Raw genomic sequence first — 17,696 nt, 5'->3', positions numbered from 1 at the left:
TATGAAGCATTTCGCAGCATGTTTGGCGGCCGTGGTCTTTGTCGTCGCGGCGTCGCCATCGCTCGGTTTTGCCGAGCCTACGGGTCAGATCCATGTGGTCGTCTTCGGCCCGCCCAACGGCCTTCCGGTCGAGGGCGCCGAGGTCGAGGTGGGCGACCAGACCCTCGAAACCAATAAAGACGGGGCAGCGTGGCTGAACGTCGCCCCGGGCACGTACACCCTGAGCATCAGCCACGAGAGCATGGCTTCGGCTCGGATCGACGACGTCGAAGTGGCTCGCGGCGAGGGCGCCGAGGTGGTCGTCGAGGTGCGCGCCGATGGTGAGGTGATCGCCGACGTCGAGACCGTCGAGCTCGGCAAGGGGCGCCAAGCTGCCGAGGCCCAACAGCCCGAGAACACCGGTCCTCCGGGCACGTTGTCCGGCACCGTCGTCTCCTTCGAGGGGCAGACACCCATCGAGGGGGCGCGCGTGTTCGTGCGCGGGCTCGCCGAAGAGGCGAAGACCGACAAAAACGGTCGATTCACCATGCAGGTCCCCTCGGGCACCTGGGACCTCTCGGTCATCCATCCCGAGTACAGCACCGCCAGCGAGACCGGCGTGGAGGTCGCGGCCGAAGGGGAGGCCGACGTCACCATCGCGATGACCCCGGCGTCAGTTCGTCTGGCTGCGTTCAAAGTCACCATCCCGCGCATCGAGGGCGGCACCATTTCGCTGCTCGAAGAGCGTAAGGAGACCTCGCAGGTCGCCGACGTCATCGGCGCCGAGCAATTCTCCAAGAGCGGCGACTCCGATGCGGCGTCGGCGCTCAGTCGCGTCACCGGTTTGACGGTCGTCGGCGGCAAGTACGTGTATGTGCGCGGACTCGGCGAGCGCTACTCCAGCTCGTTGTTGAACGGATCGAGTCTGCCGAGTCCCGACCCCGAGCGACGCGTGGTTCCACTCGACCTGTTCCCGACCTCCATTCTCGACAGCGTCGTCGTCCAGAAGACCTACTCGGCAGACATGCCCGGCGGCTTCGGCGGCGGCGTGGTGCGTATGCGCACCCGCTCGTTTCCCTCGGATTTCTCGGCCGGCGTCGAGCTATCGCTGGGCGCCAACACGATGACGACCTTTCAGGACGGATTGGCCTATCAGGGCGGCGGCTTGGACTGGCTGGGCTTCGACGACGGCACCCGCGCGCTGCCCGAGAAGGTGCGCCGGGCCGCCGCCCAGAGCCCGCTCAAGCGTGGCGGCACGTTCTCGGACAACGGCTTCAGCCCTCGAGAGCTCGAGGCGATCGGTGAGGCGATGCCGAACCACTATTCGACGCGCAGCGAGACGGTGATGCCGGGGCTAGGCATCTCGGCCGACCTCGGCGACACAGTCGAGCTGTTCGACGCCGACGCGGGTTACCGCATCGCGCTCAGCTACGACAACGACCACGACGTCAACCGCTACAACAAAACCTACTTCCTCAACGCCGACCAGACGATCGTCAACCAATACGACTTCGACGAGCGCATCGACGAAGTCGTCTTGTCGGCGATGCTCGCCGGTGGTCTTCAGTTCGACGAGGGCAACATGATCGAGCTCACCTCGATGATCTCGCGGCTGACCGACAACGAAACCCAGGTCTATCAGGGCTACTACGACGATATCGGCGACGATATCCGCATGACCCGCCTGCGCTGGCTCGAGCGCCAGTTGATGTTCCACCAGCTTCGCGGCGAGCACAAAGTCGAGGACTGGAACGACATCGAGATCGACTGGCGCTACGCCTACGGCCAGGCACGCCGCGACGAGCCCGACCGTCGCGACTACCGCTACGACTGGAACCCGCGTGTCAACGATTGGGTGCTGTCGAACCGCCCCGACGGCAACGTGCGCCTCTACAGCGACTTGGTCGACAACAGCCACGACCTGGGCGCTTCGGTCACCATTCCCTTCGACGTGTGGTCCTCATTGGAGGCCAAGGTCAAGACGGGCGCGGACTTTCTCTACAAGGATCGCGCGGTGTCGACGCGCCGCTTCTCCTTCAAAGCCGAGCCGCCGCCCTCCGAACAGGAGCGCACCCAGTCGCCCGAGGAATTGATCAACGACGGCACCATCGGCCCGGACGGCTACGAGATCTTGGAGACGACGCGTCCGACGGACAACTACACCGCCGCGCACATCATCGTCGCCCCCTACTTGCTCACCGAGCTACCGCTCACCGAGACCTTCGAGATCGCTGCAGGTGTACGTCTCGAGCAGTCGACGCAGACGGTCACCACCCAACAGCTCTTCACCAATGAGGTCGACGAGTCGACCCTCGACCGGCTCGACGTGCTGCCTTCGCTGAGCACCACTTGGAAATTCGTCGACGACATGCAGCTTCGTGGCGCGGTCGCCCGCACGGTCAACCGCCCCGACTTTCGCGAGCTGTCTCCGGCCTGCTTCGCTTCGGTCGTCGGCGGCCGCCAAGTCTGCGGCAACCCTAACCTCGAGCGCGCTACGATCACTCACTTCGACGCCCGCTGGGAGTGGTATCCGAGCCGCGGCGAGTCGGTGTCGGTCGGCGCCTTCCTCAAGTTGTTCGAAGCTCCTATCGAGATCGTGCTCGAGCCGGGCACGCCGCCTCAGGAGACCTACTCCAACGCCGAGGGCGCGACCAACTACGGCGTCGAGTTCGACGCGCGCAAGAACCTCGACGTGCTATCTGACGCGTTCCGCGACTTTTATATCGCCGGCAACGTGGCGCTGATCGCCTCGCAGGTCGATATCGGCGAAAATGACGTGCTCACCAACACCGAGCGCGCGCTGCAGGGGCAGTCGCCCTTTGTCGTCAACATGCAGTTCGGCTACGACAACGCCGACCTGGGCACCTCGGCGACCTTGCTCTACAACGTCTTCGGCCAGCGCATTATCAGCGTCGGCGCTCGCGGGCGTCCGGACACCTACGAAGAGCCGTCCCACGTGGTCGATTTCGTCTACTCACAGCGGCTCTCCGACCACTTCAAGCTCGGCTTCAAGGCAAAGAATCTTCTCGACCTCGACCAGCCCGAGACCGTCGGCACTCGACAGGCACTTCGCCAGTTCGAAGGACGCTCCTTTTCAGCCAAGATCGCATGGGAGTATTAAAGAATTTGAGATAAAAAACTGAATTTTTCGTAACAAAGGGCCGAGGAGCTGCATCTAAGTGCATAGAACCGGATTTGCTGTTGCGTATAGTGCGCAGGGGTGTTAAATTTCCGTAAATCTAACGCACGAACTTGCACGCTCATGCTCTCTGACGATCAGTACATTTTAAATTTCCGCCAGCAGGTGGGTGGGAATCTTCGCCGACTACGCCGTGCCAACGGCATGTCTCAGTCCAAGCTCGCCGAGCGAGCCGGATTAAACCGCTCCTACCTGTCGATGGTCGAAAACGGTCGTCGGAACATATCCCTCGACAACTTGGTCTCCCTGGCCCTAGCCTTGAAAGTCGAGCCCATCGAACTGTTTTCGCACGTCGAAGCGACGACGAAACCAGTCGAGGCAGCCAAAGCTGCCGAATAAGCTTTACCGCAAGCGACAACTCAGGCTTCGTTTTATGTGCACCCAGCTGCTCGTACGGATGAGCTGTATCGTTTTGGCCGTTGTGGCCAGCTTCGTGATGGTGTCCCAGCCGGCCTTTGCGCATCAAACAGCCGTCAGTACGCTCAACGTCGAGGTCCGCCCCGACAAGCGCGAGGTCGACATGTTGCTGGCGATCTCGCCGGACGACGTCACCGACCACCTGAAGCTCGACCCCAACGGTGACGGCTGGGTCGACCAATCCGAGTTGCCGTATCTCGAGCCGGCCATCGGCTCGTATTTCGAAGAGCATCTGCAGGTCACCAACAACGGCCAAGTCTGCCAGCCCACCCACCAAGACTTCGTCGACATGGGCCGGCGCATGGCGTCGTTGCTCTTTCGAAAGACGGTTCAATGCGACGACGCCCTCGGTGAGGTCACCCTGACCAACGAGGTGATGCTCGCCTCGAAGAATGGCTACACCCACTACGGCCAGATCCAGATCGGCAAAGACATCCACACCACCGTCTTCAACCGCGACACCTCGAGCTACACCGTACAAGTCGGCGCCGACGGCCAAGCCGCCTCCGAGCAGAGCTTTTGGGACGTCTTCGTCCAATATATCTGGCAGGGCGTCTTGCACATCGTGCTCGGCATCGACCACGTGCTCTTCGTTCTATGCCTGCTGCTGGCTGCCCGCCGCTTCCGGCCGCTCTTGGTCGTCGTCACGAGCTTTACGCTGGCCCACTCGATCACGTTGGCGTTGAGCGCTCTGGAGGTGCTCACGTTGCCGCCTACGGTCGTCGAGCCGCTCATCGCGCTGTCGATCGCCTGGGTCGCCGTCGAGCTTCTGCTCGAAGCGAAGAAGCCCGCCGATGCGAGCAAAGACGACGAAGAGGTCGGTCCGCCCTTGCACCTGTACGCGCTGACCTTCGCGTTCGGTCTGTTGCACGGCTTCGGGTTCTCGTACGTGCTGCGCGACGAGGTCGGCTTGCCGACCGATGCGCTCGTGCCGGCGCTGTTGTCGTTCAACGTGGGTGTGGAGTTGGGCCAGATCGCCATCGTGGCCGCGGCGTTCCCGCTGGTCGCGTGGGCGCGCGGTCGGGAGTGGGGCTCGAAGGCGATCAAAGTTGTGGCGGCGTTGGTGTTGTTGGTGAGTGTGTATTGGTTTGTAACGCGGTTGATGTAGCTGGGCGTTTTCTTCCTCCTCCTCGGTCCTCCTCCACTTCGCTTCGCTGCGCGGAGGAGGAGTCCCCTCCTCGGTCCTCCCCTACGCTCCGCTTTGCTTCGCGCAGGGGAGGAAGATGTTGCTACAGCGCACCTTGTACAGAGTTCGATGAAGCAACATCGCACACTGTACAGAGATCGACTGAACGACGTCTTCCTCTCCGCCCGTAACGAAGTGGAGGGAAGGAGAGGACCGAGGAGAGGACCCCCTCTCCACCCGTAGCGAAGCGAAGGGAAGGAGAGGGATCGAGGGAGAGGCCCCGGCAACTCCATCTTCCACCCTCATCCCCCACACATCCGGCAACCCGACTTGCCACCCCCCTTCCCACACCCACGCTACGCTCTCCCCACATTGGCACGCATCTTGATCTACTCTTCCCCCACAACCCGCAAACACAACGAATTTTGCGATATATCTGGGAGAAGAGACGATGAACACCAACACCACCAAGTGGGCGATCGCCGGTCTGCTCGCCATCGGCGCGCTCGCCGGTTGCGCCGAGAGCGCTGACGACACATCGAAAGCCCGCGTAACCCCCGACGGCATGGTCAAGCAGTCGGAGGGCACCGACGGTAAGGGCGACGCCTGGAACTGGCGCAACGACCCGTCTCGCTTTCGCAGCGAGCTCACCTACACGTTCGCCGAGTTGCCCATCGAGGGCTATTCGCAGCGCGTGGCGTGGGCCGACACCTACTGGCCGACCTACGAGGATAGCATCAACGCGCGCTGGCAGGGCCACGACACGTTGTCGCCGGCCGAGAAGTACGACAAGGCGTTCAACGGGTGGGCCGAGCCCGAGGGCTTCATGGACCTGAAGCCGTTCGACTCGTCGAGCTGCACCTGGGACGAGGACTACTACACCTCGCTGGGCCCGGCCGCCGAGTACACCAGCCGCTACAAGGGTAACTGGAAGTCGCATAACGGCGTCGACGACGACGGCGACGGCCTCGCCGACAAAGACGAGTGTGGCTATGGCGACGAGAACAAGGACCGCGACGGCGTCGAGACCTGGTGGGGGCTTTGCCACGCGTGGGTGCCGGCGGCGATCTTGGAGGACGAGCCGCTTCGTCCGGTGACCCGAAACGGCGTGACCTTCGAGGTCAGCGACATCAAGGCGCTCATCATTGCCCAGTACGACCGCGCCGACGCCTACATGCTCGGCGGTCGCTGCAACGACAAAGAGGTCGAGCGCGACGAGGAGACCGGCCGCGTGATGAACTCGGGCTGCCGCGACGTCAACGCCGGCACCTTCCACGTCATCGTGACCAACTTCCTGGGCCTGCAGCAGCGCGCCATCGCCGAGGACCGCACCTACAACTACGAGGTGTGGAACCAGCCGGTGACCGGCTTCAAGATCACCGAGCAGCGCGAAATCACCCTCGAGGAGGCCCACGAGCTTCTCAAGGTCAAAGGCGAAGACGGCGAGGTCAGCGAGCCCGTCGAGTACGTCTATAATGAAGACGCCGAGAAGTTCATCGAGATCAAGCTGACCACCGACTATATCACCGAGTCGCACGCCTCGACGCGCCCCAACGGCGACCACATCGAGCGCTACACCCGCCACGACTACTACCACTACATCCTCGAGCTCGACGGCGAGGGCAAGATCATCGGCGGCGAGTGGCTGGGCGATTCGATCCAGAACCACCCCGACTTCTTGTGGCTGCCCACGCGCGCTCGCAGCGGCAACCCGCATATCGACACCGACCTGGTACGCGACTTGATCGCCGAGAGCCGCCAGGACCCCGACGCGCCCGGCGGTGACGAGCCGGCCGAAGGCGAGTTCCGCTACACGAGCTCCGAGTCGGTGGCCATCCCCGACAACGACCCCAACGGCGCCACGAGCACCATCACCGTCGCCGAGCGCGAGGTCATCAGCGGGCTGAAGCTCGACCTCGAGGTGGAGCATACCTACCGCGGCGACTTGGTCGTCGAGCTGCGCCACGACGGCACCACCGTGCTCGTCTACAACGGCCAGGACGCAAGCCCCGCCTGGGAAGACAACGTGAGCCTGTCGGCCGAGCAAATCCTCGGCTTCGAGGGCATGAATACCGAAGGGGAGTGGGAACTCGTGGTCAGCGATAACGCGCGCATCGACACGGGCACCATCGAGGGCTGGACGCTCGAATTCGACGTGGCGACCGACGCGCCGTTCCCCGACCCGGAACCGCAGCCCGAGCCGGTCGCCGGCGACTACGAGTTCGACGGTGAGACGAACGTGGCCATCCCCGACAACGACGACGCCGGTCTGACGAGCACCATCACCGTCGAGGAAGCCGGCGAGGTCAGCGAGTTGGCCATCGATCTGGGCGTCAGCCACACCTACGCCGGCGACCTGATGATCACGCTGACCCACGACGGCATCACCGCCACCGTCTTCAACGGCGATGAGGTCGACGACCCGTCGGCCGACGACGTTCACATCACCGGCAAGCTTCTGGCCGAGTTCGAAGGCGTCGACATGGCGGGCGATTGGACGCTGCAGGTGGTCGACCGCGCCAAGTACGACGAGGGTCAGCTCGATTCGTGGCGCATGAACATCGTGACCGAATAAGACTTCGTACCGCCCCTAAAGCTCACTCATCGGAGGCAGCGCTTCCCGCGCTGCCTCCGTGAGTCACGCCAACCACTGCGGGAACAAAAAGTCGAACACGAACTTGTCGACCCACTCCTTGCCCGCGATTCTCTCCAAAAACGGCCCCGCCGGCTCTTGCTCAGCGTGGTCTTTCAAGTACAGCGCGCGCGCTTCGCGAATCTGGCTTTGCATCGATTCGGGGGCGGTGGGGCATTGGCCCGCCGCGGTCAAGTAGGCCGACAGCAGGCTATTGACCGCGGGCACGAAAGCGCCGATCCCGGCGGGCTTGAGGGGGTCGGGTTTGATGACGATGGCCTTCTCACTGAAGACATTCTTGCCCCAGTCAGGGGCGGGATGGAGCTCGAACGCATCGGCCAAACAGGCGCCGAGGCGCTCGAGCTTTAGGAGGAGACGGCTTGCTTCCTCGTGCTCGCAGGTAGGAAACGCGTCGAGCATCACCAGGTGCACGCCGCGCGAGAAGACAAGAAGCTCACAGCCGAAGATGGGTAATGGGGAAGTGCTAGGGGGGATGAGCACGATACTGAGAACCTGCACCTGACTGCCGCCCCGCACGCGCACCACGTTGCCAAAGTCGAGGCCGCGGCCGGTGAACGCCACGGGGCGAATGCTCAGCGGCTCGCGGGCGAATTCGTCGTCGAAGCAAAAGGCGCCTTCGACTTTGCGTTCGGCGAAGCCGGCGTCGGCCAGCGTGCTGCAGGTTCGCTGGGCCAGCCGGTCGAACTTGGCTTCGACACAAATCTGTCGGGCGTGGTGGATCATTTTGGGGCTCGCTACGTCAAGGCTTACAGGTCTTAGATGCGTCGCCGGCGACGCAGTAACAGGGAATCTGTTCCCGACGATGGCCGCACGGGGCTCACAGGGTCATCGGGGGTGTTACCGAATAGGCTCTCGACGCATCTCAAAGGCAGAGTGTTGATGAGCCTTTGGAAGAGTCGAGCCCATGAGCCATGTGATCACAGAGTGGTGCCAGGGAACTTGCGATACCTCGTGTGTCGACGTCTGCCCGATTGACTGCATCCAGGGTCCACTGCCGGTCAACGAGATTCGCAAGCTGCAGTTGGACGGCAAACGCGACCGGCTGCGCGAGATTCAGATGTACATCGATCCGGAGACGTGCATCGACTGCGGCGCCTGTGTGCCCGAGTGTCCGATGAAGGCGATCTACGAGGACTTCAACCTGCCCGAGCGCCTCGCTCCGGACGCCTCCCGAAACGTCGCCTTTTTCCAGTAGCCGCTACTTCTTCGCCCCCAGCGCTTCATCGGCCGCAGGGGCGATTTCGACGTCGGTCGAGATCGCCCCTGCGGGGATGCGCTCGACGTAGTCAGCGCGGTCGGCGTAGCGAATGCGCACCTCCAACGCGTCTTTCGGCCAGCTCACCTCGAGTCGACGGCTCGCTCCCGCCAACAGACTTCCGAACGATTCACCGTTGACGAGCACTTCGCCGTCGGCATCCGGGGAGGTCACCGTGACGGTGATCGTGGCCGCCTCCAGCGGCACCACGAGCTTTCCGTCGGCGGCGGTGCCGACTCTGTAGTCATCGAACGTCTCGGGGCGGAACCCTCTCTTTTCGATGCGCAGGTCGACAGTCTCGCCGTCGTCGAAGCTCAGCGTTGCCGGGGTGATCCCCACGCGCTGGCCGTCGGCGAAGATGCTGGCGCGCTCGGGCTCGCTCACCACGGTCAGCTCGACTTTGGCGGGCGTCTTCGTCGCTGCCGCGCTGGCGGAGGGGCGGGCGGGCTCGGGGGCGCTGTTGAAGGCAAAGAGAAGAGCGCCGGTAGCGACGAGCACCGACCCGCCGGCGACCACCCAGCTTAGAGGGACGCGCGTGTCGGTCGGCTCGCCAGGTCGAGCGCCAGTGCCCGGGCGCGATTCGGACACGTCTCGGCCCGTCTCGTGCGTCGGCTCACCTGTCAGCTCCCTCTTCTCGAGACGCGGCACCGGGGTACTCGGACTCGGCTGGGGCGTCGGCAACCTGGGCGACATACTGTCGTGCTCGCCCGAGGCCGTCTTGGCTCGACCCAGGTCGTCCATCGCGGCGCGATCGAGCTTCTGCTGGGGCACCGGCGACTGCATCGTCGGCCGCGAGTGCACATCCGACGCCTTTCGGCGGGTGGTCTTCGGTCCCGGTGGCGTACCTTCATTGGTCTGCGCACTCGCGATGTTCGGGTGCGACGACGACGATTCGCGCGGCCTGCGCCGACCGGCGGCTTTGTCGCGGTCGACGAAACAGGCGAGCAGCCCGGCGATATACTCGTCGGCGCTCTGGGGCCGATGGCGCGGCTGCTTGGCCATGCCGCGCTTGATGAACGCGTCGAGGCGCCGCGGCAGATGGTCGGGCAGACTGGGAGGCGGGTCGGTCTGATGCTTCATCAGGACCGCCAACGCCGACTCCCCCTCGAACGGCAGCCGGCCTGTGAGCAACTCGTACAGGCAGCAAGTCAGCGCGTACAGATCGGCGGTGGCGTCGATCTTGTCGTTTCCGTTGGCCTGCTCGGGCGGCATATACCCCGGCGTGCCGAACACCGAGCCCGTCTGGGTCAGCCCCACCTTCTTCTCGGTGAGCTTGGCGATCCCGAAGTCGAGCACCTTGGCGAACTCGTCGCCCGAGCCGACCGCCGAGATCATGATATTCTCGAGCTTCAGGTCGCGGTGGATGATCCCCTTTCGGTGCGCCTCGCCCAAGCTCTGGGCGACCTGCACGACCAGCGGGACCGCACGCGCCACCGACATCGGCCCGTTGTCGTTGAGCTCTTCGAGCAGCGAGCGCCCGTCGACGTACTCCATGACGATGAAGTGCATGCCGTCGTCGGCCTCACCGAAGTCGTAGACCGTGATCGTGTTGGGGTGCGACAGCTGGCTTGCCGCCTGCGCCTCGTTGAAAAAGCGCTGGCGCAACTGGTCGTTGGCCACGTGCCGATCGTGCATGACCTTGATGACGACTTTGCGGTCGAACGGGTGCTGGCGGGCCAGGTACACCTTGCCCATGCCTCCGCTCCCCAGACAGCCCTCGATGACGTAGCGCCCCATCAACGTCGCGCCCGGTTCGATGGTCGTCGTTGTTCGCGTTTGCGTGCTCACTTTCAAGCCTTGTGCTCGAGACTGGTGCTCGAAAAAGGTAGCCGGCGGCGTGTTGCCCGCGCGAAACTTCAGGGAAGGTCGACTCGCTCGAGGCGATAGACCGGCCAGACTTCATCGAGGCCCACAATGGGCATGCGCGGCACCTCGCTGGTGCCCACCGACTCACGCACGCGCTCCTCGACGTCGGCGGCCATCATCGTCTGCGCCTCGCCGGCCAATGAGGCGAGGCGACTGGCGGCGGTAAAGGCCGCCCCCACCGTCGCCTTTTGGGAGAACTCGTCGCGTCCCAGCTGCCCCTGGATGACTTCGCCGCTGGCGATGCCCACCCGGAAGGGCAGCTCGAACTCGGCGTCGCCTCGCTCTCCGGTGATGTCGCGCGCGGCCCGAAGGGCGTTGAAGAAGGCTTGGTTGTGCACCTCCTCACGCTCCTCGATGACGAAGTAGGCCCGCACCGCCTCGCCGGTGATCTCGTCGATATGTCCGCCGTAGCGGTGGATGGCGGCCACGGCGCGACGAATGCGCCCATCGAGCAGGCCGAACAGCTCGTCGGGCGCCACCTCGCGAGCCACGGACGCATAGCTCGACAAGTCTGCCAGCAGGCACACTGCCTTCTGGCGGGTCACCGTGGCGGCCGGTTTCCGCTCGTCGGCGTCCCCGACCGCGTCGGCGCCGATCATTGCCCGCAGGCTCGCCATCATCGTCTGGTTGTTACGCTCGAGCTCGCGCCGGCTGGTGATCTCCTCGATGAGGACCAGGTTGATATGGTCCTCTTGGCCGTGCACCGAGGTCGCCCGGATGCGCACGTCGCGGGCCACGCGGTTGTACGGGTACGGAAAGCTGAACTCGATATCGATGTCGAGGTTTCCGTCTTCGATCCCCTCCCGAAAGCGGGCGCCCAGCTCGATATCGTTGGTGCACGGCGCCACATCGGAGAAGAACGAGCGCCCGATGACCTTCTCGCGCGACCGCCCCGAAAGCTGCTCCTCGTAGCGATTGAACCGCTTGATGACACCCTCGTCGTCGACGAGGATCGCGCCGATGGGAAGCTGGTCGAGGCAAGCCTCCAGGATGGCAGGCTCGAGGTCGGGCTTTTTGTAATGCGTCATACGAACTCCGATATGCAGCGTGTCGCCTTAGATGCAGTGCATTCCTCAGATGCAACGCCACCACAATGCGTTACACGCGAATTTTTCCTTCGCCCCACGCGAACCCACCCATGTAACTCCCCCCACCCCCACCGCATCTAATCCAAGACCAAGGCCATAGGCCCCCAAACCCCAACCCCCTACCCACCCATGCTCCTCAGCAGCGACTGGCTCAAACACCACGCCCACACACGCCCCGACAAGATCGCGCTCATCGAGCCGGAGCGTCAGGTCACCTACGCCGAGCTGTGGCGAATGACGAAGACACGCGCCGCCCAACTCGCCGGGCTCGACATCGGCGCGGGCGACCGCGTCGCAGCGCTCATGCCCAACCGCATCGCGCTGGTCACCCTGCAGGCCGCGTGCGCGCTACGCGGCGCGGTCTTCGTCCCGCTCAACCACCGGCTGGCCCCCGTCGAGCTGGCCGCGGTCATCGAGGATGCCGACCCGGCCGTGATGTTCTACGAGATGCGCACCGCCACGCTCGCCTTCGAGGCGGCGCTGTCGAGCGCCGTGATGCTGATCGACGCCGACGTCCCACTCGACGATTCCGTCACCCACATGGTGGCCGATACATTGGCGTCGCCCACGGATGCCCCGGCGGGCCCCGAGACTCCGGCGCTCATCGTCTACACCAGCGGAAGCACAGGCACCCCGCGCGGCGCCGTGCACACCCACGCCAACCTGCTGTGGAATCACGCCCAATTCCTGCAGGAGTTGCCCTTCGGAGCCGACGACATCAACTACGCAGCCGCCCCGATGTTCCACGTCGCCGGGCTGAACGTGCTCACCTGGCCGCTGCTGCTCGCCGGGGGCACGAGCATTTTAGTGCCGAGCTTCCAGCCCGACCTGGCGCTCGCCCACATCCGAGACTCCGGCGCGACCTGCGCGTTCATGGTCCCCACGATGTGGCGGGCTTTGCTCGACAGTCTTTCCAAGGCGGAGGCTGACAGTGGCTTGGCCCAATCCATGGGGAAATTCAAAGGCGGCGTCGTCGGCGGTGCGCCGTGCCCGCCCGAACTTATCCGGGCGTGGGCCGAGCACGACGTGACGCTCATGCAGGGCTACGGCATGACCGAAGCGGGGCCGATGGCCACGTTGCTCGGCCCACGCGACGCCGTCGAGCACGCCGGTTCGGTGGGCGTTCCCGGCGAGTTCGTCGACGTGCGCATCGTCGACGACGAGGGGCGCGACGTCGCGCCCGGCGAGGCCGGCGAGCTCATCCTGCGCGGCCCGAACGTCATGAAGGGCTACTGGCGAAACCCGCAGGCGACCGCCCGCGCTCTTCGCTGCGGGTGGTTCCACAGCGGCGACATCGCCCGGCAGGACGCAGACGGCCGCTACACGATCGTCGGCCGGCGCCGCGACATGATCATCACCGGCGGCGAAAACGTGTACCCGGCCGAGGTCGAGCGCGTCCTCGGGCAGATGCCGGGCGTCGCCGAAGCGGCCGTCTTCGGCGTCGACGACGACTTCTGGGGCGAGCAGGTCTGCTGCGCCGTGGTCCCCGAAGAAGACGATGCGGGCGACGAAATCTCGCTGGAGGCCATCGTGGCGTTTTGTTCCCAGTCTCTGGCGCGGTACAAATGTCCCCGGCGTCTCTTCGTGGTCGACGAATTGCCCCGAAACGGCGCCGGCAAAGTTCTTCGCGACGAGCTGCGCTCGTTGCCCGATATCGGCACCTTCGAGGAAGCTGTATGAGCCGAGCGCTCGCACTCGACCCGCATCACTCCGTCACCGTCCAACAAGCCATCGACGTCGTTCGCGGCCGCCGCCGCGTCGAGCTGAGCCCCGCCGCACGCGAACGCATGCTCGCCTCGCGCGAGCTGCTCGACCGCATGGTCGCCGAAAAACGCCGCGTCTACGGCGTGACCACCGGCTACGGGCCGCTGGCGACCCAATATATCGACCCCGCCCAGTCCGCCGAGCTGCAGCGCAAGCTGATCTACCACCTGGCCACCGGCGTCGGAGAGCCCTTCGCCCCGGTCTACGTGCGCGCTCTGATGTTCGCTCGGGCGGTGAGCCTGTCGCGCGGCGCCTCGGCGGTGCGGCCGCGGGCCGTCGAGCTCATCCTCGACTGCCTCGAGCACGACATTTTGCCGGTGATCCCCTCGCTCGGCACCGTCGGCGCCAGCGGCGACCTGACTCCGCTGGCCCACATGGCCCTGGCGCTCTTGGGCGAGGCCGACGTCATGTACGACGGCCAACGCCGTCCGGCGGCCGAGGTCTTCGACGAGGTCGGCCTCGAGCCGCTCGACATCGCCCATAAAGAAGGGCTGGGACTCGTCAACGGCACCTCGGCGATGACCGGCCTCGCGCTGGTCAATCAAACCGACACCGACAGGGCCTTCGACCTCGCCCTGCGCCTGGCCGTCCTCTACGCCGAGCTGCTCGAAGGCCGGCGCGAGGCGTGGGACCCGCTGCTCGGCAGGCTGCGCCCGCACCCCGGCCAGGGGAGCGTCCACGAGCGCTTGATGGCGCTCTCCGCGTCGAGCGCGCGCCTCCAGCCCATCCCCGACGAGCCCGCGCGCCTCGATCTGGCTGGCGACGGCCCCGTCGACCACGGCCGCGATCTGCCCCAGGACGCCTACACGCTGCGCTGTATCCCGCAGCTCTTCGGCGCCGTACTCGACACCCTCGACTTCCACGGCCAGACCGTCGCCCGCGAGCTCGACTCGGTGACCGACAACCCCGTCTTCGACGTCGAAAACGGCCGCGTCGTCCACGGCGGCAACTTCTACGGCCAGCACATCTCGTTTGCCTCCGACGCGCTGTCCAACGCCATCATCAAGCTCGCCGTGCACGCCGAGCGCGCCGTCGCCCGCGTCACCGACCCCACGCTCAACGGCGGCCTGCCCGCCTTCATGCAGGGCAACCACACCGGGCTGAACAGCGGCTTTATGGGCGCGCAGGTCACCGCCAGCGCCCTCATCGCCGAGATGCGCACCAAGTCGTCGCCCGCCTCCATCCAGTCGGTGCCCACCAACGCCAACAACCAAGACGTCGTCACCATGGGCACCATTTCCGCGCTGCGCGCCTCGCAGCTGCTCGAACGGCTCTACGAAGTACTCGCCATCGAGGCGATGGTGCTCGTGCAGGGCTTCGAATTGGTGGGAGGGTTCGAGAGGGACGACTTCTGCGAGAGCTCACAAAATATAGCTCATTGGGTGAGGGCGCGCAGCGCCTTCGTAGATGAAGACCGGTCACTGTCGGCCGAGATCCAGTCCCTCGCAAAGGCACTCAAAACAACGCCCACGATCCCGTGATCGTGATCGTCGTCGTGATCGTGATCGTCGTCGTGATCGTGATCGGCTGTTTCACCCCCTCGAATGACAACAACCGATCACGATCACGATCACGATCACGACTCCAGTAGACATCACCCATTCTCGACATTGCTCACGAGTTCACGTATCTGTGAACCGTCATTCATTCCGTCTCTCCACGACGTGATCACGCAGATGTCTTCGCCGCACCGATTCGCCAACGGCGCCCTCGCCGGCCTCGCCTTCGCCCTCGTCGTTCTCAGCGCCTCAACGACGCACGCCTACGACTATATCGAGCACACCTACTTCACCGACCGCGCCTGCCTGGAGGCGCAGACACGCCTGGGCGCGCACATCCAAGAGGGCGACACCTCCAACGAGACGCTGGCCCGTTACCTGGCGCTGGCGCTGGCGTGTCCCGAGAAGTGGGACAAGCCCTACTGCGACGACGGCTACAAGCAGCTCGAGTCGGGCTTGAACCGGCTCGAGGCGCCGCCGCACCAAAGCGGCGACCTCGCCGCGAGCCTGGGCGACTACGCCGCGCTGCCCGACCACATGTCCAAATACGGCCCCATCCGCGGGCTGAGCCGCATCGGCGCCGACGGGCTCACCTACGAGGCGTGGCTGTGGCTCACAGGCGAGCCCGACGACGCCGGCGGAGTGATCGGCGACGTGGCCGAGGACGCCTGCGAGACCGATAACCTGGTGCCGTGGAACCGCGTCGAGCACGATATCTCGACCTTTCTCACACGCACCGACGAGAAGGACGATCTCGAAGCGATCCCCACCGACCTGCTCAGCCCGGTGGTGCGCGCGCCCATTCCGCAGGGGCCGACCGACCCGGCCGGCGCCTACAGCTTCGACAACCCACACTACCTCGACCTGGTCTTGCGCAATCACTCGCATTTTGGCGACCAGGCCTTCAGCTCGTGGCTCGGCTTCCATTCGGCGGCGGTGTCGGTGGGCAAGAAGACGTGCGAGGACGTCATCGACTTCGACGATGACCAGCTCGACGATCTGGCCGACGACATGGCCGGCTTCGACGAGATCGAGTGGGACGAGCTGTCCAAAGAGGAGCGCGCGAAGCAGGGTTGCGCGGTCATGCGCGAGGCGATCCGCCGGCGGCTGGTCGAGTGGCACGCCCGCGCCGACAAGAAGCTCGTCGCCCCGGTCGATAAGCTCTTGACCGAGATGAAAGAGTCGCCCGATGAGGCCGGTTTGCTCCTCGACCGCGTCGCCGTGGCCACCACCTCACTCGTCATGGAGGGCACCGGGCTGCACTACCTGCAAGACGGCCTCGCCGGCGGCCACATGCGCACCATCCGCTCCAAAGAGGAGCTGGGCGAGGTGCGCTACGACCACCACGCCGACAACCGCGACGGCGTCGTCGCGCTCTTCCAGACGCGCACAGGCGAGTACCCCTTCGTGGCCTTCGGCGACCAGTACATGCTCGGCCCGGTGCAGGTCGACAAGGCCGTCGACTGCAACTGGGACGACCTGTCGGCCCCAAAGACCCCGCCCGAGCTCGTCTCCACCTGCCTCATCCAGCACCAACGCGGCCTGCTCGTGGCCACGAGCACCGCCAGCCTGGTCGATTGGGCCCTGGGCGGCACATTGTACGACGCCCCCAATGAGCCCAAGACTCTGGCCCGCACCTCCTGCCCGCAAGACGGCTCCCTCGAAGCCTTCGTCTGCCGCACCTTGCCCGCTCGCCCGACGCTCGTCGCCGGCCAAAACGACAGCTCCGGCCAAGTCGTCGGCCGCATGCACCACGGCTCCATCCCGGTGCCCCCGCCGTCGTTCGGCTACCAGGCGCTCACCTTCGACCTGGGCGTCGAAGCCACCGGCGCCGCCGCCCAATACGGCCTGCACCTGACGCTCTTGAGCGAACTCGACGACCGCGCCAACTGGCTCACCAGCCACCGCATGGGCCTCCGCTCGACCATCGGCGACGCCCAGCTCAACCAGTTCATCCTCGACTACTCCTACGGCTTTCACTGGCGCTGGTCGGCGCGCTTTCTGATCGACGCGCGCACCGAGTACTTCGCCGGGCTGCGCGGCCTCGACTCCGACGTCGCCTTCTTTACGGGGCTCGCCCCGCAGGTGAGCATGACCGCGCTGCCGGAAGGGTGGACGAAGCTGCCCCTGGAGTTCTCGCTGGGCTATCGACTGCCGCTGGTGTTCTACGGCACCGACGCGAGCTTCTTCGGGGAGAATTTCGTGGGCGGGCACTGGATCATGATCGGGCTGGGCTTGGCGTATATGTAGCCTCGAGCCACCACAAAATCACACCCACACGACATTTTCCTCTCCCCCGAAGCGAAGCGCAGGGAGGAGAGGACCAAGGAGAGGGACCGAGGAGGCCCTTTGCCGTCCAATCGCAAGCCGCCCGCGCGGCGCCGAAGGACCCAGGGTCCTTTCGCACGCAACCCGACCGCCGCACCGAAGGACCCAGGGTCCTCCCAATCGCGACCCGACCGCCGCACCGAAGGACCCACGGTCCTTTTGCACGCAACCCGACCGCCGCGCCGAAGGACCCCGGGTCCTTCTGTACGCAACTCGACCGCACGCGGAAGGACCCAGCGTCCTTTCGATCACAATCCCACCGCCGCACTGAAGGACCTAGGGTCCTTCTGCACGCAACCGGGCCGCCGCACTGAAGGACCCGTGGTCCTTTTCCACACAACTCGCTCGCAAGCGGAAGGACGCATGGTCCTTCTAATCGCAACCCGGCCGCCGCGCGGAAGGACCCATGGTCCTTTTGCACGCAACCCGACCGCGACGCCGAAGGACCCATGGTCCTTTGACTCGCGGTCGAATCCCGCGCGGGAGGACCCGATGCCGTTCAGCGTGACGGTCGTGTCGTAA

Annotated in this window: 11 protein-coding genes; 8 read left to right on the top strand and 3 right to left on the bottom strand. The window is 65.1% G+C overall.

The genetic code is table 11. The annotated features are described in order from the left end of the window. Nucleotide 1: 1 nt before the first annotated feature. The 4 genes from FIV42_RS10695 to FIV42_RS10680 all read left to right on the top strand — a co-directional run bounded on the left by FIV42_RS10695 (nt 2) and on the right by FIV42_RS10680 (nt 7,296). Nucleotides 2-3,100 carry a TonB-dependent receptor gene (locus FIV42_RS10695; RefSeq protein WP_141197674.1) on the top strand — a complete coding sequence of 1,033 codons (3,099 nt, stop codon included), beginning with the start codon at nt 2-4 and terminating at the stop codon, nt 3,098-3,100. A gap of 141 nt (nt 3,101-3,241) precedes the next feature. Then, complete coding sequence (locus FIV42_RS10690) at nt 3,242-3,517, top strand: helix-turn-helix domain-containing protein (RefSeq protein ID WP_141197673.1); 276 nt, start codon at nt 3,242-3,244, stop codon at nt 3,515-3,517. Nucleotides 3,518-3,575: 58 nt separating this feature from the next. Then, the gene (locus FIV42_RS10685; RefSeq protein WP_168210552.1) at nt 3,576-4,703 is read left to right on the top strand and encodes a HupE/UreJ family protein; all 1,128 of its coding nucleotides are present in this window, start codon (nt 3,576-3,578) and stop codon (nt 4,701-4,703) included. 469 nt (nt 4,704-5,172) lie between these two features. Next, nucleotides 5,173-7,296 carry a proprotein convertase P-domain-containing protein gene (locus FIV42_RS10680; protein ID WP_141197671.1) on the top strand — a complete coding sequence of 708 codons (2,124 nt, stop codon included), beginning with the start codon at nt 5,173-5,175 and terminating at the stop codon, nt 7,294-7,296. Between the two features lie 63 nt (nt 7,297-7,359). Here the strand turns inward: FIV42_RS10680 and FIV42_RS10675 are convergent, their stop codons facing one another. Next, nucleotides 7,360-8,097 (bottom strand): hypothetical protein, encoded by a 738-nt coding sequence (locus tag FIV42_RS10675; protein ID WP_141197670.1) that lies wholly within the window; start codon nt 8,095-8,097, stop codon nt 7,360-7,362. Between the two features lie 181 nt (nt 8,098-8,278). Between FIV42_RS10675 and FIV42_RS10670 the strand changes: the two genes are divergently transcribed. Beyond that, a complete protein-coding gene (locus tag FIV42_RS10670; RefSeq protein ID WP_141197669.1) occupies nt 8,279-8,569 on the top strand; it encodes a 4Fe-4S dicluster domain-containing protein in 291 nt (96 codons plus the stop codon). Nucleotides 8,570-8,572: 3 nt separating this feature from the next. Here FIV42_RS10670 and FIV42_RS10665 read toward each other — a convergent pair whose 3' ends face one another. Continuing rightward, nucleotides 8,573-10,417 (bottom strand): serine/threonine-protein kinase, encoded by a 1,845-nt coding sequence (locus tag FIV42_RS10665; protein WP_141197668.1) that lies wholly within the window; start codon nt 10,415-10,417, stop codon nt 8,573-8,575. A gap of 68 nt (nt 10,418-10,485) precedes the next feature. Next, entirely contained in the window at nt 10,486-11,523 is a 1,038-nt protein-coding gene (locus FIV42_RS10660; RefSeq protein ID WP_141197667.1) for a PAS domain-containing protein, read from the bottom strand. Nucleotides 11,524-11,712: 189 nt separating this feature from the next. Between FIV42_RS10660 and FIV42_RS10655 the strand changes: the two genes are divergently transcribed. The 3 genes from FIV42_RS10655 (at nt 11,713) to FIV42_RS10645 (ending at nt 17,096) form a co-directional block, all read left to right on the top strand. Then, nucleotides 11,713-13,263 carry a class I adenylate-forming enzyme family protein gene (locus FIV42_RS10655; protein WP_141197666.1) on the top strand — a complete coding sequence of 517 codons (1,551 nt, stop codon included), beginning with the start codon at nt 11,713-11,715 and terminating at the stop codon, nt 13,261-13,263. Beyond that, the gene (locus FIV42_RS10650) at nt 13,260-14,828 is read left to right on the top strand and encodes an HAL/PAL/TAL family ammonia-lyase (protein WP_168210551.1); all 1,569 of its coding nucleotides are present in this window, start codon (nt 13,260-13,262) and stop codon (nt 14,826-14,828) included. The genes FIV42_RS10655 and FIV42_RS10650 overlap by 4 nt, the downstream gene beginning before the upstream one ends. Before the next feature lie 195 nt (nt 14,829-15,023). Continuing rightward, nucleotides 15,024-17,096, top strand: coding sequence for a hypothetical protein (locus FIV42_RS10645; RefSeq protein ID WP_141197664.1), 2,073 nt, complete (start codon nt 15,024-15,026; stop codon nt 17,094-17,096). Nucleotides 17,097-17,696 lie beyond the last annotated feature (600 nt).

It is taken from the genome of Persicimonas caeni (genome assembly GCF_006517175.1).
Lineage (GTDB): Bacteria > Myxococcota_A > Bradymonadia > Bradymonadales > Bradymonadaceae > Persicimonas > Persicimonas caeni.
The sequence above is the reverse complement of the archived record's forward strand: the minus strand, read 5'-3'. Positions and strand labels throughout refer to the sequence as shown.